A 21,801-nucleotide genomic window follows, 5' to 3' on the forward strand; every position below is an offset into this window, starting at 1 on the left:
TTAAGTATATTGCAAAAAATAAACATCTATGAAACTCAATTTATCTACTCTTGCACGCGTGGCATTTATCTGTATGGCTTTTGTGTATAGCAGCTCGCTGGCACAAAAAAAAGAGGCAGACCTCATAGTGCATAACGCAATTGTGTACACAGTTAATAGCCAGTTTGTTGTGGCAGAAGCCTTTGCCGTCAAAAACGGCAAGTTTGTTGGTATTGGCAGCTCTAAAGATATACTGGCGGGCTATACAGCCAGACAAACCGTTGATGCCGGCAAGAAGCCGGTTTACCCGGGTTTTTATGACCCCCACAGTCATTTCCTGGGTTTGGGGCAGATGCTGGGACAATGTGACCTGGTAGAGACGAGGTCGTACGAAGAAATAATTGAGCGACTAAAAAAGTTTGCCGCCGAGCACCCTGAAAACCAATGGATTATTGGCCGGGGCTGGGACCAGAACGACTGGGATGTAAAGGTTTTCCCGACTAAAGATTTGCTCGATAAGGCATTTCCGGACAAGCCCGTTCTGCTTACGCGCATTGACGGGCATGCAGCGCTGATTAACTCCAAAGCCATTCAACTGGCAAAAATTTCGCCCGCCAGTAAAGTAAGTGGTGGTGATGTAGAAGTAATGGATGGCCAGCTGACAGGTATACTGGTAGACAACGCCATGGGATTAGCCAGAAGGGTGATTCCGTCAGCCACAGAAAAAGAAAAGCAAACCATGCTACTGGCTGCACAAAAAGAATGTGTAAAATATGGGCTTACCACGGTTTCGGATGCAGGGTTGAATCAGGATGATATTGAACTGATTGATAAAATGCAGAGACAGGGATCTTTGCAAATACGTAACTATGTAATGGTTTCATTGGGTATCCGCAATCTGGAATACTTCATCAAAAAAGGGATTTACAAAACCGACCGCCTGAATGTGCGCTCGTTTAAATTGTATGCTGATGGAGCATTGGGTTCAAGAGGCGCCTGCCTGCTGAAACCTTACAGCGACGAACCCTCAAAAACCGGATTTTTACTACTTAGCCCTACCGAACTGGAACGCAGCCTTACAGCCATTTATAATTCAGGCTATCAGGCCAATACACACTGTATCGGCGATTCGGCCAACAGACTGATTCTGAATATTTATGGCAAGTTACTGAAAGGCAAAAACGACCGCCGCTGGCGTATTGAACATGCGCAGGTGGTTTCAACTGAAGATGTACCCAAATTTGGGCGATATTCAGTCATTCCGTCAATTCAGGCTACTCACGCAACTTCAGATATGTACTGGGCAGGTGACCGATTAGGCAAAGAGCGGGTAAAGACCGCCTATGCTTTTCAGGACCTGTTGAAACAAAACGGTCTTATTGCCAATGGCAGCGATTTTCCGGTAGAATACGTCAACCCCTTGTTTGGGTTTCATTCAGCCGTTGCCCGCCATGACGATAAAAACTACCCCAACGGCGGCTTTCAGATGGAAAATGCCTTAACCCGCGAACAGGCCCTGAAAGCCATGACTATCTGGAGTGCCTTTGCCAATTTTGAAGAGAAAGAACGGGGCAGTATTGAACCCGGCAAAATGGCTGACTTTGTGATTCTTGAAGCAGATATTATGAAAGCGCCAAAAGAAAAACTTCGTAGTATTAAAGTTATTAATACCTTTATAGGCGGCCAAAAAGTCTATTAAATATTGATTAAAAAGGGCTTGCTGAGAAACATTCTTCAATTTTAAACGCTTAATAACTGTACAAATTCATTTTAAAACTATGGTAAAAGTATTATTCGTTTGTTTGGGAAATATCTGCCGCTCACCAGTGGCTGAAGGTGTATTTAAAGACTTAATACAAAAACACGGGTTGGAAGATAAAATAGACTGCGATTCGGCCGGAACTATGGGCTGGCATGCAGGCCAGGCGCCTGACCACCGGGCTATTAAAAGTGCGCTCAACCACGGCATTGCGCTTATCCACAAAGGCAGAGAGATTACAACTGCCGATCTGGATGATTTCGACCACATTGTAGTAATGGATGAAAAAAACTTTAAAGATGTGCATGCACTTTACTACAAGGTAAAGCAAATACCACCACCTGCCGAGAAACTCTTTTTAATGCGCGACTACGACCCAAACGTAAAGGGTGTTTTTGAGGTACCAGACCCCTACTATGGCTCTGAAAAAGACTTTGAAGAGGTTTTTCAGATTGTAGAAAGAAGCGGTAAAGAATTGCTCGGGCATCTGATTGAAAAATATAAGCTTGTAAAAGAAAAGGAGCTGTAAGATTTGCTGATAGAATGAATATCGAAAAAGAGCTTACCCTTCAGTTTTCAAAAGCCAGGGTTAAGCATATTGCCGATTTAATAGGTGCCAATGAAGAAAGATTTGCCATATTAATGCGAATCTTTCTTCAGGGTAGCTACGTGCTTACACAAAAAGCTGCCTGGGTACTCAGCGAATGTGCCGTCAGACATCCTTTTCTCATTATTCCTTATTTCAGAAAGTTTATTGATAAACTTCATGAGGCCGATGCTTCTGACGCCGTTAAAAGAAACGTTATACGGGTTTGGCAGTATACAGATATACCGGAAGAATATACAGGTGAAGTGTATGATATCTGCTTCGGTTACCTGAATAGTAATGAAGCCATAGCGATAAGAGCCTTTTCTATTACCGTTTGCTATAATATAGCCCGTAAACTGCCTGAACTAAAACCTGAGCTACGATTAACCCTTGAAGACCTGTTGCTGAAAAACCAGGATGGCTCGCCGGCAATTAAAAGCAGAGGAAAGAAGATTTTAGCAGAGTTGAAGAAAAAATGAGTAAATTTGCCTTGCAAACAAAGCTAAGAAATTCATGAAACTTTCATGCCATTAACCCTACCCCAAACATGAAAAGTTTCTAATACAAACCTACTTATACAGGTGCCGGGGTAAAACATTATGAACAAGAAAGTAATTTTGATAATCCTTGATGGTTGGGGGATTCCTAAACCGGGTGAAGAATGGCGCTCGGCCATTGATGCAGCCAACGTACCCTATTTCAGAAAATTAATAAAAGAGTATCCGCACAGCACATTGGAAGCCTGTGGACGCGCCGTAGGATTACCTAACGGACAGATGGGTAACTCAGAAGTAGGACACATGAACCTGGGCGCAGGGCGCGTGGTTTATCAGGAATTAGAAAAAATCAATATAGCAGTAGAAGAAGGACATTTAGCTAAAGAACCAGCTTTGGTTAAGGCTTTTGAATACGCCAAAAACAATAATAAAAAAGTACACTTTATTGGTCTTGCATCAGACGGTGGCGTTCATTCGCATATAGACCACCTCAAAGGCCTGTGCACCGCCGCTGCCGACTTCGGCTTAAAAGAGGTGTTTGTGCATGCGTTTACCGATGGCCGTGACTGCGACCCAAAAAGTGGTAAGGGTTTCCTGGCCGACTTGCAGGCGCATCTGAGCAAATCAACCGGTAAAATTGCCAGTGTGATAGGCCGTTATTATGCAATGGACCGAGACAAACGCTGGGAGCGTGTAAAACTGGCTTATGATGCCATGGTGAAAGGTCTTGGTGAAGCCACCCTTACCATTGAGCAGTTGCAGGATGCCATTCAGATTTCTTATGAGCAAAACGTTACCGACGAGTTTCTGAAACCCATTGTAATTACTGAAAACGGCGTACCGGTTGCAAAAATTGAAGAAGATGATGTAGTGATGTGTTTCAACTTCCGTACTGACCGTGGTCGTGAAATAACTGAGGTATTGACACAGCATGATTTTCCTCAGTATGAAATGAAAGCTTTGAATCTGTATTATCTTACCATGACAAATTACGATGATTCGTACAAGAACGTACACGTAATTTATGACAAAGATAACCTGACCAATACACTGGGTGAAGTACTTGAAAGAGCAGGTAAAAAACAGATTCGCATTGCCGAAACAGAAAAATACCCGCACGTAACCTTCTTCTTCTCTGGTGGCCGTGAAGAACCGTTTGCAGGCGAAAGCCGCTTGTTGTGCCCCTCTCCAAAAGATGTGCCAACTTATGACCTTAAACCACAAATGGCGGCATTTGACATAGACAACACCATTCTGCCGGAATTGAAAAAACAGGAAGTTGACTTTGTTTGTCTCAACTTTGCAAACCCCGATATGGTAGGCCACACAGGTGTGTTTGAAGCCGTAATAAAAGCGGTAGAGGCCGTAGATAAATGCCTTGAACAAGTAGTTGATACCGCCCTTGAAAATGGTTATACATCAATTGTGATTGCCGACCACGGAAATGCCGACTACATGATTAACGACGACCAATCGCCTAATACACAACACTCGCTGAATCTGGTGCCATGTATAGTTGTTGATAAAACAGACCGCTATGAGGTGAAAGACGGCAAGCTGGGTGATATTGCGCCAACCATACTTACTTTGTTGGGCGTAGAAATACCCAAAGAAATGACCGGAAACGTGTTGATTTCATAATCAACACCCCGTATAAAAGCAAGAATCCCCGTAGTGCAATACCTCGGGGATTCTTTTTATGTACTTTTTGCAAAAGCTCAGGCATAAACCTCTTCTGCAATTTTGTTAAATTCGTCAACCTGTACGGTTTTCTTTTCAACTGTCAGATTTGCCTTCAGGAATTCGCGAACTTTTTTACCAAAGGCACGGTCGGTATATTTACGCACAGCGTTGTCTTTGTTCTCCTTAAGGGTTTTACGAGCCATGTTGTCTATGATATCTTCCAGGCCTTCGTACGAATAAGCTCCGAAATAATTACGCATTTCTGCTTTTACTTCATCCACTATATCGTTGTACTCCAGTTTGATTTCATTATTAGCAGCCACTTCGTTACGGATTAAATCCATACGTAAACCACGTGCAAACGCATCATAATCTTTATCAATATCTTCTGCAGTAAATTTACCTTCGTTGATAATCAACAACCAGTCTTTCAGGAATGCATCAGGTAATTCAATATGAATATTGTTCAGAAGCGTTTTCTCTACTTCAAAATCAAGCAGATAATTGCTTTCACGGTCGTAGTTCTCTTTTACAATTTTCTTTATTTCAGCTCTGAACTCCTCCTCGTTAGTAACCTTACCTTCACCCAAGGCTTTATCAAAAAACTCCTGGTCAATATCAGCGGCAGCCACTCTGGTTATTTTCTCAACAGTAAATTCAAACTCGCCAGCCATAGCAGCTGCTTCTTCTTCACTTTTACCGGTAGCATAACCAAGGTCTTTTACATTAGCAAAAATTGACTGAATATCAAATTTCACACTACTGCCTTTTTCCAATCCTTTAAAAATATGGAATGCATCTTCGTTTACGCGGCCGGTAGAAATGGTAGCATCCTTGATTTCAATTTCAGAAGCCTCTTGTTTTAAAGTACCAAAAACCAGATCTTCTTTTTCTACTTCTTCAGCTTCTGCGTCTTTTCCGAAACGACGACGGATATCTTCAATGGCTTCGTTTACTTTATCTTCAGTTGGCTCAATGTCGTAATTGGTAATGGCAGGAATTGCGCTCAAATCAACCGTAAAATCAGAAGCCAGACCTAAATCATACGCAAAAGTAAACTGTTTACTGTTATCCCAGTCAACATTAGCTGAAAGCTCATTATCAGGCTTAGGGTCGCCTACTACGCGCAACTTATTCTCAGTAATATAGTCGTTAGTTGATTTTGAAACCAGATTGATTACCTCATCAACCAGAATACTTTTACCGTATAATTTCTGAATATATTCTTTAGGAACCATACCCGGGCGGAAACCTTTCACCTGAGCTGTTTTTGTGTATTGCTTAATTTTTTTATCAACTTCCGGCTTGTAGTCTGCTTCTGTAACATTAACTGTAAGTCTGCCGGTGGTTGCAGAAGTTTTTTCAAATATTGTTTCCATTATGTCGGAATATGAGGTTTAAGAATTAAAATCGCCGCATTCGGGGCGAAGCCGGAATGAAGCGAAGAAATAAAGTCTGAAAACTGCTATTATTAAAAAACCCCCTGACCGGGTGAGGTTCAGAGGGTTGTCTGTACGGGCGGAGGGACTCGAACCCCCATGCCTTGCGACACCAGATCCTAAGTCTGGCACGTCTACCAATTTCGCCACGCCCGCATCTCAATTTTTACGTCCGTTTATCATTGAACGGGCTGCAAAGGTAGTAACGATTTTAACTCTTGTCAAGAGTTTTCTCAAAAAAAATTAAAATTTTTAAAACTTTTTTTTCTGGCTCTAAAAAAACAGAAATTTACACCCCGCCTTAAAAATAATTTGCTGGTCAGTCGGCAATTAATTATATTAGTCTTTAGGAATACAATAAACCATAAGAATGACAGCAGACGTTGCAGAAAAACCGGAAACCAGAAGTCAGTCTGAGCCAATGATAAATCTTGAAAAAGAACGAGCCGAGATATTAACCAAGTATCGCAGATTACTCAGGGCTGCCAAACCTACCCTGAAAGGCGACGATGCCAAGCAAATAAAAAAGGCGTTTACTATTTCGATGGAAGCCCATAAAGATATGCGGCGGAAATCCGGGGAACCCTACATCTATCATCCGCTTGAAGTGGCTCAGATATGTGTTGAAGAAATTGGTCTGGGGGCTACATCTATTATCTGCGCTTTGCTGCACGACGTGGTTGAAGACACCGATATGACGCTGAAAGAAATTGAAAAAGAGTTTGGTAACAAAGTAGCACGCATTATTGACGGCCTTACCAAAATATCAGGCAATTTTGAACAGGGTACGTCTGCCCAGGCAGAGAATTTCAGAAAAATGCTGATAACGCTTTCAGAAGATGTAAGGGTGATTCTGATCAAACTTGCCGACAGGCTGCATAACATGCGCACACTGGGCAGCATGGCGCGTAACTCTCAGCTTAAAATTGCGCATGAAACTATTTTTATATATGCGCCTCTGGCACACCGCCTGGGTTTATATAAGATAAAATCTGAACTGGAAGATTTATATCTGAAATACACCGAACCGGAGATGTTTAAAGAGATAGCGCACAAACTTAAAAGTACGAAATCTACCCGCGACCGATTCATTGATAATTTTATTAAACCCCTTAAGAAAAAACTGCTGGAGGCAGGTCTTGAGTTTGTTATTAAAGGCCGGCCGAAACATATTTATTCAATCTGGAACAAGATAAAAAAACAGAATACACCATTTGAAGAAATATATGACCTCTTTGCCATCAGAATTATCCTGACGCACGTACCTACCGAAAAGGAGAAGTCGGCCTGCTGGCAGGTTTATTCTATCGTTACAGACCAGTACAAGCCTAATCCGGACAGGCTCAAAGACTGGATATCTATTCCAAAGGCCAATGGATATGAATCTTTACATACCACAGTTATGAGCCATACGGGGCAATGGGTGGAGGTGCAGATTCGTACCGAACGCATGGACGAAATCTCAGAAAGAGGTTATGCGGCACACTTTAAATACAAAGGCAACGATACGTCTATGAATGCCCCGCTCGACCGCTGGATTAATCAGGTGCGGGAAACCCTTACTTCAGGCGACAAATCGGCAATTGAATTTCTTGAAGACTTCAGAGGCAATTTCTATAACGAAGAAGTTTTTGTTTTTACTCCTAAAGGCGACCTCAAGGTGCTCAGAAAAGGAGCCACCGTGCTTGACTTTGCTTTTGAAATACATACCGAAATTGGCAGAAAATGCACAGCCGGTAAGGTAAATAATCAGCTGGTACCCATCAGTTATGTGCTTCAGAACGGAGACCAGCTTGAAATTCTTACCACCAAGAGCCAGAAGCCGTCAGAAGACTGGCTCAGATTTGTAACCACAACCAAAGCCAAAGCACGTATTAAGGACCTTCTCAAGGAAGAAAACAGAGTTTATTACAGCGACGGCAAAGAAATTATAACTAAAAAGCTGAAAACCCTGGGGCTTGAAAACAACCTGGAAACCCTGAACCAGCTGAGGGCTTATTTCAACAAAAAAGATTATAACGACCTCTACTATGCTTTTGGAAAGGCATACATAATGCCCGATGAGATTAAGAAGTTTAAGCATGAAAGAGACGTAAGGCTTAATAAAACAGCAAAAATTGAGATTGACAACAAGGCTTTTATTGATGCCAAAAGCTTTGAGAAAGAATTTAAAAAAGTTAAAGGTGATGATACCCTCTTTATTGGAGACGACCTGCAGGAAATTGATTTCACCCTGGCCAGATGTTGCAACCCTATACCGGGCGACGACGTGTTTGGTTTCCTGACTGTTAATGAGGGCATCAAAATACACCGGAACTCCTGCCCTAACGCACAACAGTTGTTGTCTCAGTACGGCAACCGGGTTATTAAAGCCAGGTGGTCGTCGCAGGTAGCTAAAGCATTTGTTGCTACCATTCATCTGGATGGCATTGACCGCATGGGCATGATACAGGATATCTCTAAGGTTATATCAAGCGAACTCCATATTAATATGCGCTCTTTGGCAGTTGATACAAATGATGGTATCTTTACGGGCGTTATCAAACTGTATGTTCAGGATACCAGACACCTTGAAACCCTCATGAAACAATTGGGCGAAATAGAGGGCGTTCATCAGGTTACCCGTGTGGATGTTGAATAAAATCTGAAATTACCCAAAAGTATCACCCAATCAAACCTAAAACTTAATGAAACCCATTGCTGTTATAATAATCTTATTTTTTACAGGTTTTCATTGCTTTGCACAGACAACCGATACCCTTGTTACCAAAAGAGTATTTGTTACTACTGTTATTTACCGAAACGGCTTTAAACTACCCCACAAAAGAGTAAAGAGTTTATTTAAAGATACCTGGCAACCCAGGGTAAAGTATAATTGGGGCATCTTGGTGGCTCCGGTTGGTACTGCAGTAACCGCCGCCGGATTAGGCCTGACGGTAGTTGCCCTGAAAGGCACCCCTGCTACTACTTTTGCCGAAGGCCGGGATGTAAATTATACAGTGCGGAGCCTGCCGAAAGTATTGATGGGCATCGGAATCGTGACGGTAGGTGTTTGCCTGATTGAAGCCTCTAATGAGTGGGTACAAAGTTCAGTAAATATATACAATGCGCGCCAGAACAACCTCCGAGCCAGAACTTCGGTTATACAGAAAGTTAATCTGGGTTTTACTGATAGTAATGGCCTGGGGTTAAGCATGAGGTTTTAGAGTAAAACTCCTGCTTAACAGACCAAACCTGCTGTTTAATGCGAGCTATGTATTCCGGTTGCTGTGTATCTGTTAAGATTTCAAAACCTGCGCCAATTGCCATTATCATTACCGGCTTCTGAAAATGTGCATTTATCAGTTTTACTACCTGCAACACCGAAGGCCTGATGCCGGGGCTTGGGCTATTTTACAATCCCATTTTCAGAAAATTAATCAATGATGTGTTCATTTTCGGGTTTTATCTATTTTCTTTGTAACTTGATTGCTAAACAATAGTCAAACACAGCGGATATTATGGTTCCTAATCCATCAAATTTTGACTCAGCCAAGCGCATATTTACCGCCTATCTGGAATCTAAACAACTTAGAAAAACGCCGGAAAGGTATGCTATACTGGAAGAAATATACTCTCGTGACGACCACTTTGAGGTGGAAGACCTGTATATTTCAATGAAAAACAAAAAATATCAGGTAAGCAGGGCAACCGTTTACAATACCCTTGATTTGCTGGTTGAGTGTGACCTGGTAACCAAGCATCAGTTTGGTAAAAACATGGCTCAATACGAAAAAGCCTACGGTTACCGCCAACACGACCACCTGATTTGTGTTGACTGCCATAAGGTTATGGAGTTTTGCGACCCCCGTGTGCAGAACATCCAGAGCATGGTTGGCGAAATGCTGCAGTTCAGAGTAATGCACCATTCGCTTATATTTTATGGCAACTGCCAGCGTGAAAATTGCGAAAACAGAAATTAATTTTATCAGTTACAATACAAGACATATTCTTTTTACAAATAATGATTGACATACTTTTAGGTTTACAATGGGGCGATGAAGGCAAAGGAAAGATTGTTGACGTACTTGCCCCTGAATATCAGGTTGTTGCACGTTTTCAGGGTGGCCCCAATGCCGGCCATACACTTGAATTCGACGGTATTAAACACGTTCTTCACCAGATTCCCTCGGGTGTTTTCCGTAGCGACTGCCTCAATATCATTGGCAATGGTGTGGTGCTTGACCCTATCGTTTTCCGTAGAGAAATAGAAGGCTTGGCCAAATACAACCTTGACCTGAAAAAAAACCTGATTATTTCAAAAAAGACAGCCATTATTATTCCATCGCACCGCTTGCTGGATGCCGCTCTTGAAAAATCAAAAGGTGATTCAAAAATCGGCTCTACCTTACGCGGTATCGGCCCGGCGTATTCAGACAAAGTATCACGCCAGGGGCTTAGACTGGGAGACATTCTGTCGCCAAATTTTGAAGAGAAATACCAATCACTGGTTGATAAACACAAACAGGTATTAGACTTCCATGAATTTGCTTATGACCTCTCAGAGGCTGAGCAAGAGTTTTTTGCATCTATAGAATTCCTGAAAGGATTTAATATCCTCGATACTGAATATATAGTAAACGATTCTCTGAAAAAAGGACAGAAAATTCTGGCAGAGGGCGCTCAGGGTTCTTTACTTGATATTGATTTCGGTTCTTATCCGTTTGTAACCAGCTCAAATACCACAGCAGCAGGTGTTTGCTCTGGCCTGGGTGTTGCACCAAGGCAGATTGGAGAAGTGTACGGTATTTTTAAAGCCTATTGCACCAGAGTAGGCAGCGGGCCTTTCCCTACTGAATTGCACGATGACCTCGGAGAAGCCATACGTCAGGAAGGCAGAGAATTTGGCGCTACAACGGGGCGTCCACGCCGCACTGGTTGGTTAGATTTACCAGCGCTTAAATACAGCATCATGTTGAATGGCGTTACGCAGTTAATTATGATGAAGGTAGACGTTCTGAATTTCCTTGACGAAATTCAGGTATGCACGCATTACCGCCTGCCAGATGGCACTTTAACAGAGCAAATGCCTTTTGACTTAACGGATATTGCAGTTGAGCCGGTTTATAAATCATTTAAAGGATGGAAATGCTCATTGGCCGACTACCATACTTATGATGAGCTTCCGGCTGAATTATCGGCATACATTAATTACTTAGAAGCAGAATTAGAGATTCCAATCAGTTTCATCTCAACAGGCCCGGACCGTGAGGCCATTATCCTGAGAGAAGCCATTGCATCTTAATCAAACATAGTTCAAAAGTCTCACGGCCTTCAAAACTGTGAGACTTCATTTTTTTTTCAATGAACAGCATTCTGGCACAGTATCTTTTCAACAAAGAAATCATTTACAAAAACCCATCGGTTCAGGAAGCTCCTGTATCGAAAGAAAGCGTAATGACCAAAGAAAATACCCAAGCCATTGCTGTTGCCCCCGCACAGGCAGTGAAAGAGAATCTGCAACCGGTTGTTTCAAAACCTGCTGCTTTGCAGCTGACACAAGAGGTACTGATATTAGCCGAGCGGATTTCGGAAGATGAAAAAGCGTTTCTTGGTAAAATCCTTTCGGCAGTAGGTTTATCTCTGGCACAGGTAGACCTGATTGATGTTCAGGTAATGCCCACTATTGATTACCCCTCTTTTCTGGCTCAGAAAACAACCAGTAAATTAATAAGCTTTGGCGTAGGGTTTAGCAAGCTGAACTGGGATGTGGTACTGACGCCGTATCAGCTAAAAAGCCTTTCGGGTATTACCTTTTTGCTTGCCAACAACCTGCAAACCATTTCAACTGATACCGCACATAAAAAAAACCTTTGGGCTGCCTTACAGGTTATGTTCAATAAATAAATCAGCTTCCAGATTTCTTTTGCCTGCTTTACTCCGGCTTCTGTCATACTTTTAACAATTTTGTCAGGTAATACTGAAAATTTGTCAGAAAACCTTACCTTTGCGGCTCCTTGGCAAAAATCTTGTTCATAACAGAACAGTCTCAATATCAGACATTACTGTCTGGTTTTCACAAGTACAATTATTAAAACCATAAAAATCAAAAATAACTATGTCAGTAAACGTAAAGCCATTAGCAGACAGAGTATTAATTGAAGCTGCTCCGGCGGAGGAAAAAACGGCATTCGGTATTATCATTCCCGACACTGCTAAAGAAAAACCACAAAAAGGTATTGTAGTAGCAGTAGGTCCTGGCAAAAAAGATGAGCCTCTTCTAGTAAAAGTTGGCGACAGCGTTCTATACGGAAAATATGCCGGAACTGAAATTACCGTTGAAGGCAAAGAATACCTTATCATGCGTGAATCAGACATCTACGCAATTGTTTAAAAACCGGACCCCGGGTTCGCCATTATAGGTAGTGCGGGTTTATCCCTTCTGCCATAAAAACCAATCCTATTCAATCATTTTCATTCACTAATTAATAATTAGTAAAAACAACATGGCAAAGCAAATCATTTTTGATACAGAAGCAAGAGAAAAATTGAAGCGTGGTGTTGACACACTTGCAAACGCTGTAAAAGTAACGCTTGGACCAAAAGGCCGTAACGTTATTATTGATAAAAAATTTGGTTCACCTGCAATCACTAAAGACGGTGTAACTGTAGCAAAAGAAATCGAATTAAAAGATTCGATTGAAAACATGGGAGCACAACTGGTAAAAGAAGTTGCTTCTAAAACTGCTGACCAGGCTGGTGACGGTACTACAACCGCTACAGTATTGGCGCAATCAATCTACACCATCGGTGCTAAAAACGTAGCTGCCGGTGCAAACCCAATGGATTTGAAACGTGGTATCGACAAAGCCGTTTCTGCAGTAGTTGAGGCATTGAAAGGCCAGTCAAAAGCCATCTCAACTTCAAAAGAAATTGAGCAGGTGGCAACTATCTCTGCCAATAACGACCACGAAATCGGTCAGATGATTGCGCATGCAATGGATAAAGTTGGTAAAGAAGGTGTTATCACTGTTGAAGAAGCACGTGGTACTGAAACCGAAGTAAAAACTGTAGAAGGTATGCAGTTTGACCGCGGTTACCTTTCGGCTTACTTTGTAACCAATGCTGAGAAAATGGAAGTTGAACTGGAGAAACCGTTCATCCTAATTTCTGAGAAAAAAATCTCTTCAATGAAAGAGTTACTTCCTGTGTTGGAAGGCGTTGCACAAACTGGTCGTCCGTTGTTAATTATTGCTGAAGATGTAGATGGCGAAGCCCTTGCTACACTTGTAGTTAACAAAATCCGTGGTGCATTGAAAATATGTGCAGTAAAAGCTCCTGGTTTCGGCGACCGTCGTAAAGCTATGTTGGAAGACATCGCAATCCTGACAGGTGGTACTGTAATTGCTGAAGAGCGCGGATTCAAACTTGAAAATGCTGACTTGTCTTATTTAGGACATTGCGATAAAATCATCGTTGATAAAGATAATACAACTATCGTAAATGGTTCTGGCGACCAAGAGCAAATTGCTGGTCGTATCAACCAGATCAAAGCACAAATCGAATCAACAACTTCTGATTACGACCGTGAGAAACTACAGGAACGTCTGGCTAAATTGTCAGGTGGTGTAGCTATCATATACATCGGCGCTGCTACAGAAGTAGAAATGAAAGAGAAAAAAGACCGCGTTGATGACGCCCTTCATGCCACACGCGCTGCGGTTGAAGAAGGTATCGTAGCAGGTGGTGGTGTAGCGTTAATCCGTGCGCAATCTGCTCTTGCAGGTCTTGAAGGCCTTAACGGTGACGAAACCACCGGTATTGCTATCATCAGATCAGCTATCGAATCACCATTACGTACTATCGTTGCCAACGCAGGTGGCGAAGGTTCAGTAATTGTGCAAGCTGTAAAAGGTGGCGAAGGTTCGTTCGGTTACAATGCCCGCGAAGACAAATATGAAGATATGTTGGCAGCCGGTATCATTGACCCAACTAAAGTGACCCGTCTGGCACTTGAAAACGCCGCTTCTATTGCAGGTCTGTTGTTAACAACCGAAGCTGTAGTTTCTGATATTGCAGAAGAAAAAGCTCCTGACATGGGCCATGCTCATGGTGGTGGTATGGGTGGCATGATGTAATCATCTGCCTTCTCAAGATATATTCAAAAGCCCCCGGATTGCTTCGGGGGCTTTGTTTTTGTAGCCGGTTATGCCGTTTTCAAACTAAATTTTCAGCACCTCTCCTACTTTTAAGGCCTCCAGTTCTCCATTAATTTCACCATCCGACTCCAGTCTTTTTAAGACCCTCAGCGGGTCGCCCAGTGGTTCGTCGGCCAAATCAAAAGTGCCATAATGCATGGGTATCATTACCTTTGCCCTGGTATCATGAAAAGCCCTTACCGCATCAGCGGGTGATGTATGGCTTTGCGCCATAAAAAATTCAGGTTTATAGGCGCCAATACCCAACATACAATAATCAATATCCGGAAACACCCCGCCGATGTCTTTAAAATGGCCTCCGTAGCCGGAATCTCCGCCAAAATAAATGGTTTTACCGGCTCCCTCAATAACAAAACCACCCCACAAGCGTTTGTTTGTATCTGTCAGGAATCGCCTGCCCCAGTGCCTTGATGGCACATAAGAAACCTTAACAGCCGGATCTGTCTTGTATTGTTGATACCAACCTGCTGCCTGTACCTGGTTACTTTTTGTAAAAACCGGTAACAATGCATCCAGTTGCAAGCCTGTCAGATACATGGCATCGGGGTTATTGGCTGCCAGTAGTTTCAGGCTGTTTTCATCACAATGGTCGCGGTGGTCGTGCGAAATCAGAATGTAATTAATACCCCTTAAATCGCCAGCCTCTATGGGTAAGGCTGATTGACGCCTTAACAGAGAAACATTAAATAGCACGGGGTCAATCAAAAAGGTAAAACCTGCCAGCCGGATAAAATACGAGGCATGTCCCAGCCACACAATGCAGTCATCCTTTGAAGTCATAAACCCCTGGTTAAACATAACTTCTGCACGCCAGGTATCATTTTTCTTTTCCAGTTTTTGAGGATTAACCGTGGTTTGCCATTTTATCAGGTCTTTGAATGAATCAACAAACGGAAACTCATGGTTAATGAATCTCCCTTTGCTGTCAACAGGCGTACCACTCCACGCAAACGGTAATGTCAGATTTACTAAATCAGGATTAGAAGTGTAAGGCATTTTAATTGCAAGGTTTCTTCATACAAACCAAAGTGCCTTATAAAAGTTCCATTGCCCAAGGCCTGTAATTTGAAGCATAAATTTTGCGGGTGTATTGAAACTTTTACTGATATTTGCTTAAACAACCAAGCCTGATATGCCTACATTTAAAGCATTTTTTGTCAGCGAAAACGCCGACAAAAGCTATTCTAATCAGATTATTGAGCGCTCTGCTGCTGACCTGCCGGAAGGCGAAGTATTAATACGCGTTAAGTATTCATCACTTAACTATAAAGATGCGTTATCGGCAACCGGCAATAAAGGTGTTACGCGCAATTATCCGCATACACCCGGTATTGACGCAGCAGGTATAGTGGAGGAGTCGGCCACTGACCAGTTCAGCAAGGGCGAAAAAGTATTGGTAACCGGCTTTGATTTAGGAATGAATACCGCAGGGGGTTTCGGCCAATATATTCGGGTACCAGCCAGATGGGTAGTAAAGCTGCCGCGTGGACTGCGCCTGAAAGAAAGCATGATTTTTGGCACAGCGGGTCTGACTGCCGCATTGTGCATAGATAAATTATTACAAAACGGCCTTACCCCTGATAAAGGCAAAGTAATTGTTACCGGCGCAACCGGAGGCGTAGGCACTTTGGCCGTAATGATACTGGCCAGATTAGGCTTTGAAACCGTGGCCGTTACGGGTAAACCAGAAGGCGCTGCTTACCTGAAAAATCTTGGAGCAACAGAGGTACTTAATCGGGATGCGGTAAACGACCATTCGGGCAGGCCACTGTTGAAAGGCCTGTATGCCGGCTGTGTTGATACGGTAGGCGGCGCAATTCTGGCCACTATCCTGAAAACCATGCAATATAACGGTGTTGTTAGTATTTGCGGGCTGGTACAATCGGCTGAGCTACCTACAACAGTTTATCCATTTATATTGCGGGGTGTTTCTATGTTTGGTATTGACTCGTCAGAATGTGATATTGAATGGCGAAAAAAGATGTGGAAGAACCTGGCCGGCAAATGGAAACCAACAAAAATTGAGCAGATTGCCAGAACAGTAACACTAAAAGGCCTAAGCAAAGAAATAAAGAAGATACTGAAAGGCGGGCAAATAGGAAGAGTAATAGTAAGGTTATAAGAGCAACTGAGCCCTGTCGGTCAAGGGGGCTCAGTTGCTATACCATTAAAGACCATATTTATCAATCAGATAAACCAGTGCTGCCATTGAGGCGGCACCTAGTTTCAGTTCTCTTTCATTAACGGCATCCAGGTTATCAGTTTGCGCATGATGAAAATCAAAATACCGTTGCGAATCAGGTTTGAAACCAATCAATAAAGTACCCTGATTACCCAAAGGGCCAATATCTGCCCCACCGCTACCACGGCCAATTTCTGCCAGCCCATAAGGCGCCAATAGCTTTTTATACACTTCTACTTTAGCTATCTGCTCGTTGGTTCCTACCATGCCAAAGCCACGTGGCGCAAAACCGCCGTTGTCTGACTCAATGGCTGCAATGTGTTTTTCATTGTTTTGTTTGGCCAGGTCGGCATATTTGGTTCCACCTCTCAAACCATTCTCTTCGTTCATGTACATCACTACTCTTATGGTACGCTTTGGTTTTATTCCCAGTGCATTCAGTGTACGCAATACTTCAATCGCCTGTACGCACCCCGCTCCGTCGTCCTGGGCTCCCTCTGCCAGGTCCCAAGAGTCTAAATGCCCGCCAACTACAATAATCTCATCCGGTTTTTCGGTGCCTTTAATTTCACCAATTACATTGTGTGATGGTGCATCGGGCAGTGTTTCGCAACTCTGTTTGAAATAGAATTTCAATTTCGGGTTCTCCTTTAATAGCTTACTCAGCTTATCAGCTCCGTTAGTGCTGATGGCCGCCGTAGGTATCATTGGTATGCCCGGTGCATATCTCATACCTCCGGTATGGGGGTTATCGTCTTGCAGGGTAGTCATTGAGCGTATAATAGCGCCTACTGCACCGTATCTGGCGGCTTCAGAAGCGCCATTACCACGTTGCTGCACAGCCCCTGCGTAAGCCTCAAAGGTATTAATTTTGGTAGGGTCCATCGGGCGGTTAAACAACACTATTTTGCCCTTAACTTTTGCTTCTCCCAAAGCTTTCAGTTCTTCAAAGCTTTTCACTTCAATTACCTCTGCCTTAATTCCGGTAGGCGGAGTAGCAACTGAGCCGCCCAGGGCTACAATCGGCACCTTCATTTTGGCCTTTCCGGTTTCAATGTAGGCATCTTCCTTCGCGCCTCGCACCCAGTGCGGCACCATTACATCTTGTAAAAACACTTGTGGAAAGCGGTAATCTTCCATTACTTTTTTGGTGTATTGTACAGCCTTGGCTGCCCCGGCAGACCCGCTTAGACGCGGCCCGATATTCTTACACAGGTAAGTCAATACGTTGTAACATTCGCCTTTTGTCAGAATCTCATCATAGATTTTTCTGATTTGCAGGCTGTCCGGATTTTGCGCAAAGCCCATGTGGGCTAGTAAAAGCAAGGGAAAGAAGATTTTCTTCATACGTGTCTGTCAGGAAGTGTTTATAGATTTCGTTTTTTCAAAAATACATTTTTTAGGCAAGATTACCAATCAACCTGCCTGTATATGCAACGAAGAAAACACGAATTCCTGAAAAACAACATAATGTGGCAAATACGAAGTACTGCCCTTACATACAAAATAATTAACGAAGATACTTACGGCACTAAAACTCCCAGACGGTAGGGTTTTTATGACGACGCAGATGCTTTCTGGCTTCCATCCAGAATGCCAGAACAAGGTAGATGATAATCGGCGAACCGAAGGTAAAAAAAGAAGCGTAGATAAAATACAACCTCACGCTACTTGCTGAGAAGTTAAGCTTCTCTCCCAGACGGGAACAAACCCCGAAAAGCTGGTTTTCTACTAGGTATCTTAGGCGTATCATTTCTTTTTTTCACAAAGTTATTACGAATCTACTAATAATATCCTTATAAACAATAAAACTACAATTTTTTAATATTGCCCGATACATTTTTGTGCAAATAAATATGAGTTTTGTCCTAATAAATTTATCAAAAAACTTGCACTATCATTAAAAATATGTACATTGCGATTCAATTTTTCATTTTCTTTTAATTTTCAATTTCAATGCAAACAGGTGTAGTAAAATTCTTCAACGAGACCAAAGGCTTTGGATTTATCGTTGATGACGCTTCAGGGCAAGAGATCTTCGTTCATGTGACTGGACTAGGCGGCAGAAAAATTCGTGAAAACGACACAGTTGAATACGAAGTTGTCGAAGGCCGTAAAGGTTTGAATGCAGTCAACGTGAAAAAAATATAATTTTTTTCTAAGTACGATTGAGCTCATTTCAGAAACCTCACTATTGTGAACAATAGTGAGGTTTTATTTTTTGGTTTTGCGTAAAAACCCTTAATTCATCAGGGGTTTTTACGTATTTTAACAATTCTTTTAAAACTAACTGATATATTTCGGTGAGTTTCTAAACGCTCCAAAACAATTATCCTTTTATTTAACCATTAAAACAACTTACTATCATGGCAGACAATTGGCCTTACTCCCTAAAAGAAGCTGAAAACATTGGAAAAATATGCTCAGTTTCTGCAACAAACGATTACTCGAAACAATTCAAAAAAGATGTGGCTACCCCTAGCAGACAAAATTCTTATGATTCAAGATTTATAATTGATGGCTCAATAAGAGACGCCGAGTTTTTTGGTATCAGCAGCATTGAAAATTTGATTGCAGCAGCAAGACAACAAGCTACTGTTATTGGCATAAGGATTTATTACGGGCTTGCCTATGAAAAAATTAACCCCGAAACCGGATTAACAGAAATTTCGACACAGCCAATTGAAGGCGGAGACCCTGAAATGAGGCCAAGATTATTTCTTGTTGCTGTTGATGAAAAAGGCAGTGACATTATGATTGGCCTTGGCGGAAACGGCGATGACCCGAATGGCAATGGATTGGGAGGCGGTTCTCCTCAACCACCGTACGGCCAAAATTAAATTTAAAAGGACGAAACTAATCGAATGAACGGACTAATGCTCTTTTCAACGGTTTCAGAAGTAAGTATTCTTATTCCGGCGTTAATCATACTATTTAAAAGAAAATATCTTAGCGCCGAACTAAGAATACTTGCTGTGTATGTTATAATTACACTTCTCAGAAACACTATTGGAGTAACATCAGATATACTCTATTACTCAGGACTTAAAAACTTTAACACTTTATTCTTTTATAACTGGCAGTCGGTGTTGGGTTACTATCTTATTGTATGGTTTTACTACAGGCTACTGCACTATAAATATTGGCGTTTATTTATTATTTCAGCCTCTTTCATTTTCACTATCTGTGCCATTCTTGAAATCCCCTCTGGCTCGCTTACCAAATTGAATACCGGCTCTTTTAATCAATATACCTACACAGCATCAAGCCTGATTATACTCGTAATTGTGTTGGCTTATTTCTATGAGCTGCTACAGGATTTAAAAGTCGAAAATATCACAAAATTTTCCTACTTTTGGGTCAGTGTTGGGCTGTTATTCTATTTTGGTGGAAGCCTCTTTGTGAACTTGTTTCTGGTAAAGGCTGCCATATCCACCACGCAAATTACCTGGGGAATTAACTCAGCCCTTAGTTTTGTATTCCATTTTACGGTCTCGCTGGCATTTTATTACAGTAACTTTTTGTACAACAGTCATAAAGATGAGTGACCTGCAATTGATATTTCTGGGTTCATCGGGGCTTCTGGTACTAATTATCTTTTGCATTTTGTTTGTGGTCTATTATAAGAAAAAACAAGCAGAGCAAAAGATGAATATTCAGGAGCTCAAGGCCGAGATGCACAAACGTTTGCTTGAGTCGTCGCTGGAGGTTCAGGAAGTTGAAAGACGGCGTATAGCCAAAGACCTGCATGATGAGGTAGGCGCCATGCTTTCGGTAACCAAGATGAGTTTTAATCAGTTACTAAAAAAAATAGATACCTCAGGTGAAGTGATTGAGCAGGGCCAGCAAACCAAAGAGTTTCTGGAAGAATCAATCAGCCAGGTGCGAAGAATATCACGCGAACTGGTACCCAGCACGCTTGAAGATTTTGGATTAATTATTGCCATTGACGAGTTTATTCAGAAAATACACATAGCCACCGGAGTACTATTTATTTTTAACCATGAAGGCATAGACGACACCCAAAGGTTTGATAATAAAATTGAACTGACCGTGTACCGGATAGCCCAGGAGCTGGTTAACAACGCCCTGAAACACGCCGAAGCACAGGAAATAACCCTCAAGTTGTCGCTTCTGAACAAAAAGCTTAGTTTTGTTTTCACTGATAACGGTAAAGGATTTAACCTGGAAGCGGTAAAAAAAGACGTAAAGTCTGGTTTGGGGCTGCGGAACATAGAAAGCCGTCTGAGCGTAGTAAATGGTACATTTGCTATTCAGTCTATTCTGGACAAAGGAACGAGTTCAACCATAGAGATTCCGTTATTATCTTAGTTATTTGTTATGTCAAATATCAGAATTGCAGTAGTAGATGATCATAGCCTTTTCAGAAAAGGCATGATTTCGATTCTGGAACAGGTTTCCGGTTTTGAAGTGGTAATGGAAGCTACCAACGGCCTTGAGCTGCTTCATAAGCTGCAACATACAACAGTTGATGTTATTCTGATGGATATTCAGATGCCACAGCTAGATGGCACGAAAGCTACTGAGATTGTTAAGGAGAAATTTCCGAAAACAAAGGTGCTGATACTCTCTATGCATGATGAAGACAAATATGTGATGCACATGATGGAGACAGGCGCAAGTGGTTACCTGCTGAAAGACAGTGACCCTGAAGAGGTAGAAAAAGCCATTAAAAAAGTAGTGGAAACGGGTACTTATTTCAGCGATTTTGCAAGCAAGGTAATGCTACGCAAAATGACCAGAAAGAACCAACAGGAAAAGAAAATATTCAACTATAAAACAGACCTGTCTGAACGTGAAGAAGAGGTTCTGAAACACATCTGCGACGGCCTTTCAACCGTAGAAATCGGCGACAAGATGTCTCTCAGCCCCAGAACTGTAGAAGGGCACCGGCTACGGATGATAGAAAAACTGGGCGTAAAAAATACAGCGGGGCTGGTGGCTTTTGCTATTAAAAACCACCTGGTCTGATTACTTGTTTTCCAGGACGGCAGAGAATTCAATCTCAACCAGATAATCTTCGCCAATCAGGGCTTTAACTTCTACCATGGTTGTACATGGTTTTATAACGCCAAAAAACTCGCCATGTGCTTTGCCTATGGCTTCCCATTTTGAAATATCAGTTGTAAATATACGCGTGCGTATTACGTCTTTCAGGCTTGCCCCCAGTTGCTCAAGCACCTTTTCTGCCTTTAGAATAATAAACTTGGTTTGAATATATACATCGTTTTTACCCACAAGCTCCCCACTGTTATCGGTAGCCACGGTACCGGTTACTTCAATAACATTACCAATTTTTACTGCTCTGGAATACCCGACAATGTCTTCCCACTTTGCACCTGTAGATATATTGATTCGACTCATAAATTTTATTAAGATTTGGCGGGCAAAGTTAGAAGAAAAAAAGCCTTTTACAAATTCTGCATCATTTTTATCAATCTGATAACACTGCCG

22 protein-coding genes and 1 tRNA gene are annotated in these 21,801 nt (G+C 42.1%); 17 read left to right on the top strand and 6 right to left on the bottom strand.

The window, feature by feature from the left end; all coding sequences use genetic code 11:
• Positions 1 to 28: 28 nt before the first annotated feature.
• From C0V77_RS04720 to gpmI, 4 genes are all read left to right on the top strand, one after another.
• Entirely contained in the window at positions 29 to 1,678 is a 1,650-nt protein-coding gene (locus tag C0V77_RS04720; protein WP_101725184.1) for an amidohydrolase, read from the top strand.
• Between the two features lie 79 nt (positions 1,679 to 1,757).
• Positions 1,758 to 2,267: a low molecular weight protein-tyrosine-phosphatase gene (locus tag C0V77_RS04725; protein WP_101725185.1), complete on the top strand. Its 510-nt coding sequence runs from the start codon at positions 1,758 to 1,760 to the stop codon at positions 2,265 to 2,267.
• Positions 2,268 to 2,281: 14 nt separating this feature from the next.
• Positions 2,282 to 2,806 (top strand): hypothetical protein, encoded by a 525-nt coding sequence (locus tag C0V77_RS04730; RefSeq protein WP_101725186.1) that lies wholly within the window; start codon positions 2,282 to 2,284, stop codon positions 2,804 to 2,806.
• 120 nt (positions 2,807 to 2,926) lie between these two features.
• Positions 2,927 to 4,465, top strand: a complete 1,539-nt coding sequence (gene gpmI, locus C0V77_RS04735) for a 2,3-bisphosphoglycerate-independent phosphoglycerate mutase (protein ID WP_101725187.1) — start codon at positions 2,927 to 2,929, stop codon at positions 4,463 to 4,465.
• Positions 4,466 to 4,542: 77 nt separating this feature from the next.
• On the opposite strand, the gene C0V77_RS04740 is transcribed toward gpmI, so the two are convergent.
• Entirely contained in the window at positions 4,543 to 5,886 is a 1,344-nt protein-coding gene (locus C0V77_RS04740; protein ID WP_101725188.1) for a trigger factor, read from the bottom strand.
• A 134-nt stretch (positions 5,887 to 6,020) separates the two neighbouring features.
• Positions 6,021 to 6,102: transfer RNA gene (locus C0V77_RS04745), tRNA-Leu, on the bottom strand.
• Between the two features lie 214 nt (positions 6,103 to 6,316).
• Between C0V77_RS04745 and C0V77_RS04750 the strand changes: the two genes are divergently transcribed.
• The 7 genes from C0V77_RS04750 (at position 6,317) to groL (ending at position 14,063) form a co-directional block, all read left to right on the top strand.
• Complete coding sequence (locus C0V77_RS04750) at positions 6,317 to 8,587, top strand: bifunctional (p)ppGpp synthetase/guanosine-3',5'-bis(diphosphate) 3'-pyrophosphohydrolase (RefSeq protein ID WP_101725189.1); 2,271 nt, start codon at positions 6,317 to 6,319, stop codon at positions 8,585 to 8,587.
• 46 nt (positions 8,588 to 8,633) lie between these two features.
• Positions 8,634 to 9,152, top strand: coding sequence for a hypothetical protein (locus C0V77_RS04755; protein WP_101725190.1), 519 nt, complete (start codon positions 8,634 to 8,636; stop codon positions 9,150 to 9,152).
• Positions 9,153 to 9,446: 294 nt separating this feature from the next.
• Entirely contained in the window at positions 9,447 to 9,908 is a 462-nt protein-coding gene (locus tag C0V77_RS04760) for a Fur family transcriptional regulator (protein WP_101725191.1), read from the top strand.
• Between the two features lie 41 nt (positions 9,909 to 9,949).
• The gene (locus C0V77_RS04765) at positions 9,950 to 11,230 is read left to right on the top strand and encodes an adenylosuccinate synthase (RefSeq protein ID WP_101725192.1); all 1,281 of its coding nucleotides are present in this window, start codon (positions 9,950 to 9,952) and stop codon (positions 11,228 to 11,230) included.
• Between the two features lie 59 nt (positions 11,231 to 11,289).
• Complete coding sequence (locus C0V77_RS04770; RefSeq protein WP_101725193.1) at positions 11,290 to 11,832, top strand: hypothetical protein; 543 nt, start codon at positions 11,290 to 11,292, stop codon at positions 11,830 to 11,832.
• A gap of 211 nt (positions 11,833 to 12,043) precedes the next feature.
• A complete protein-coding gene (gene groES, locus C0V77_RS04775; protein ID WP_101725194.1) occupies positions 12,044 to 12,319 on the top strand; it encodes a co-chaperone GroES in 276 nt (91 codons plus the stop codon).
• A gap of 112 nt (positions 12,320 to 12,431) precedes the next feature.
• A complete protein-coding gene (gene groL, locus C0V77_RS04780; RefSeq protein ID WP_101725195.1) occupies positions 12,432 to 14,063 on the top strand; it encodes a chaperonin GroEL in 1,632 nt (543 codons plus the stop codon).
• An 84-nt stretch (positions 14,064 to 14,147) separates the two neighbouring features.
• Here the strand turns inward: groL and C0V77_RS04785 are convergent, their stop codons facing one another.
• On the bottom strand, positions 14,148 to 15,140 hold the full coding sequence (locus C0V77_RS04785) for an MBL fold metallo-hydrolase (protein ID WP_101725196.1): 993 nt from the start codon (positions 15,138 to 15,140) through the stop codon (positions 14,148 to 14,150).
• A gap of 136 nt (positions 15,141 to 15,276) precedes the next feature.
• Here C0V77_RS04785 and C0V77_RS04790 point away from each other — a divergent pair, with 136 nt between their 5' ends.
• Positions 15,277 to 16,266: a YhdH/YhfP family quinone oxidoreductase gene (locus C0V77_RS04790; protein ID WP_101725197.1), complete on the top strand. Its 990-nt coding sequence runs from the start codon at positions 15,277 to 15,279 to the stop codon at positions 16,264 to 16,266.
• Positions 16,267 to 16,311: 45 nt separating this feature from the next.
• Here C0V77_RS04790 and C0V77_RS04795 read toward each other — a convergent pair whose 3' ends face one another.
• Together C0V77_RS04795 and C0V77_RS04800 are read right to left on the bottom strand one after the other, a co-directional pair.
• A complete protein-coding gene (locus C0V77_RS04795; RefSeq protein ID WP_101725198.1) occupies positions 16,312 to 17,673 on the bottom strand; it encodes a M20/M25/M40 family metallo-hydrolase in 1,362 nt (453 codons plus the stop codon).
• A gap of 184 nt (positions 17,674 to 17,857) precedes the next feature.
• Positions 17,858 to 18,079 carry a PspC domain-containing protein gene (locus tag C0V77_RS04800; RefSeq protein WP_101725199.1) on the bottom strand — a complete coding sequence of 74 codons (222 nt, stop codon included), beginning with the start codon at positions 18,077 to 18,079 and terminating at the stop codon, positions 17,858 to 17,860.
• Positions 18,080 to 18,282: 203 nt separating this feature from the next.
• Here C0V77_RS04800 and C0V77_RS04805 point away from each other — a divergent pair, with 203 nt between their 5' ends.
• The 5 genes from C0V77_RS04805 to C0V77_RS04825 all read left to right on the top strand — a co-directional run bounded on the left by C0V77_RS04805 (position 18,283) and on the right by C0V77_RS04825 (position 21,318).
• Positions 18,283 to 18,477, top strand: coding sequence for a cold-shock protein (locus tag C0V77_RS04805; protein ID WP_101725200.1), 195 nt, complete (start codon positions 18,283 to 18,285; stop codon positions 18,475 to 18,477).
• A gap of 215 nt (positions 18,478 to 18,692) precedes the next feature.
• Complete coding sequence (locus tag C0V77_RS04810) at positions 18,693 to 19,166, top strand: hypothetical protein (protein ID WP_101725201.1); 474 nt, start codon at positions 18,693 to 18,695, stop codon at positions 19,164 to 19,166.
• 24 nt (positions 19,167 to 19,190) lie between these two features.
• A complete protein-coding gene (locus tag C0V77_RS04815; protein WP_143706006.1) occupies positions 19,191 to 19,874 on the top strand; it encodes a hypothetical protein in 684 nt (227 codons plus the stop codon).
• Positions 19,867 to 20,658, top strand: a complete 792-nt coding sequence (locus tag C0V77_RS04820; protein ID WP_101725203.1) for a sensor histidine kinase — start codon at positions 19,867 to 19,869, stop codon at positions 20,656 to 20,658. Before C0V77_RS04815 ends, C0V77_RS04820 begins: the two co-directional genes overlap by 8 nt.
• Before the next feature lie 9 nt (positions 20,659 to 20,667).
• Entirely contained in the window at positions 20,668 to 21,318 is a 651-nt protein-coding gene (locus C0V77_RS04825; protein WP_101725204.1) for a response regulator transcription factor, read from the top strand.
• On the opposite strand, the gene C0V77_RS04830 is transcribed toward C0V77_RS04825, so the two are convergent.
• A complete protein-coding gene (locus C0V77_RS04830; RefSeq protein ID WP_101725205.1) occupies positions 21,319 to 21,711 on the bottom strand; it encodes a RidA family protein in 393 nt (130 codons plus the stop codon).
• Positions 21,712 to 21,801 lie beyond the last annotated feature (90 nt).

This window comes from Emticicia sp. TH156, assembly GCF_002855535.1.
Classification (GTDB): domain Bacteria; phylum Bacteroidota; class Bacteroidia; order Cytophagales; family Spirosomataceae; genus Emticicia; species Emticicia fluvialis.

What these genes read in the sequence shown, in the direction of transcription:
- C0V77_RS04740 (WP_101725188.1), bottom strand. Translation starts at nt 5,886, where the DNA reads ATGGAAACAATATTTGAAAAAACTTCTGCAACCACCGGCAGACTTACA.
- C0V77_RS04805 (WP_101725200.1), top strand. Translation starts at nt 18,283, where the DNA reads ATGCAAACAGGTGTAGTAAAATTCTTCAACGAGACCAAAGGCTTTGGA.
- C0V77_RS04810 (WP_101725201.1), top strand. Translation starts at nt 18,693, where the DNA reads ATGGCAGACAATTGGCCTTACTCCCTAAAAGAAGCTGAAAACATTGGA.
- groL (WP_101725195.1), top strand. Translation starts at nt 12,432, where the DNA reads ATGGCAAAGCAAATCATTTTTGATACAGAAGCAAGAGAAAAATTGAAG.
- C0V77_RS04795 (WP_101725198.1), bottom strand. Translation starts at nt 17,673, where the DNA reads ATGAAGAAAATCTTCTTTCCCTTGCTTTTACTAGCCCACATGGGCTTT.
- C0V77_RS04770 (WP_101725193.1), top strand. Translation starts at nt 11,290, where the DNA reads ATGAACAGCATTCTGGCACAGTATCTTTTCAACAAAGAAATCATTTAC.
- C0V77_RS04820 (WP_101725203.1), top strand. Translation starts at nt 19,867, where the DNA reads ATGAGTGACCTGCAATTGATATTTCTGGGTTCATCGGGGCTTCTGGTA.
- C0V77_RS04815 (WP_143706006.1), top strand. Translation starts at nt 19,191, where the DNA reads ATGAACGGACTAATGCTCTTTTCAACGGTTTCAGAAGTAAGTATTCTT.
- C0V77_RS04730 (WP_101725186.1), top strand. Translation starts at nt 2,282, where the DNA reads ATGAATATCGAAAAAGAGCTTACCCTTCAGTTTTCAAAAGCCAGGGTT.
- groES (WP_101725194.1), top strand. Translation starts at nt 12,044, where the DNA reads ATGTCAGTAAACGTAAAGCCATTAGCAGACAGAGTATTAATTGAAGCT.
- C0V77_RS04790 (WP_101725197.1), top strand. Translation starts at nt 15,277, where the DNA reads ATGCCTACATTTAAAGCATTTTTTGTCAGCGAAAACGCCGACAAAAGC.
- C0V77_RS04765 (WP_101725192.1), top strand. Translation starts at nt 9,950, where the DNA reads ATGATTGACATACTTTTAGGTTTACAATGGGGCGATGAAGGCAAAGGA.
- C0V77_RS04785 (WP_101725196.1), bottom strand. Translation starts at nt 15,140, where the DNA reads ATGCCTTACACTTCTAATCCTGATTTAGTAAATCTGACATTACCGTTT.
- C0V77_RS04760 (WP_101725191.1), top strand. Translation starts at nt 9,447, where the DNA reads ATGGTTCCTAATCCATCAAATTTTGACTCAGCCAAGCGCATATTTACC.
- C0V77_RS04725 (WP_101725185.1), top strand. Translation starts at nt 1,758, where the DNA reads ATGGTAAAAGTATTATTCGTTTGTTTGGGAAATATCTGCCGCTCACCA.
- C0V77_RS04800 (WP_101725199.1), bottom strand. Translation starts at nt 18,079, where the DNA reads ATGATACGCCTAAGATACCTAGTAGAAAACCAGCTTTTCGGGGTTTGT.
- C0V77_RS04720 (WP_101725184.1), top strand. Translation starts at nt 29, where the DNA reads ATGAAACTCAATTTATCTACTCTTGCACGCGTGGCATTTATCTGTATG.
- C0V77_RS04750 (WP_101725189.1), top strand. Translation starts at nt 6,317, where the DNA reads ATGACAGCAGACGTTGCAGAAAAACCGGAAACCAGAAGTCAGTCTGAG.
- C0V77_RS04755 (WP_101725190.1), top strand. Translation starts at nt 8,634, where the DNA reads ATGAAACCCATTGCTGTTATAATAATCTTATTTTTTACAGGTTTTCAT.
- C0V77_RS04825 (WP_101725204.1), top strand. Translation starts at nt 20,668, where the DNA reads ATGTCAAATATCAGAATTGCAGTAGTAGATGATCATAGCCTTTTCAGA.
- gpmI (WP_101725187.1), top strand. Translation starts at nt 2,927, where the DNA reads ATGAACAAGAAAGTAATTTTGATAATCCTTGATGGTTGGGGGATTCCT.
- C0V77_RS04830 (WP_101725205.1), bottom strand. Translation starts at nt 21,711, where the DNA reads ATGAGTCGAATCAATATATCTACAGGTGCAAAGTGGGAAGACATTGTC.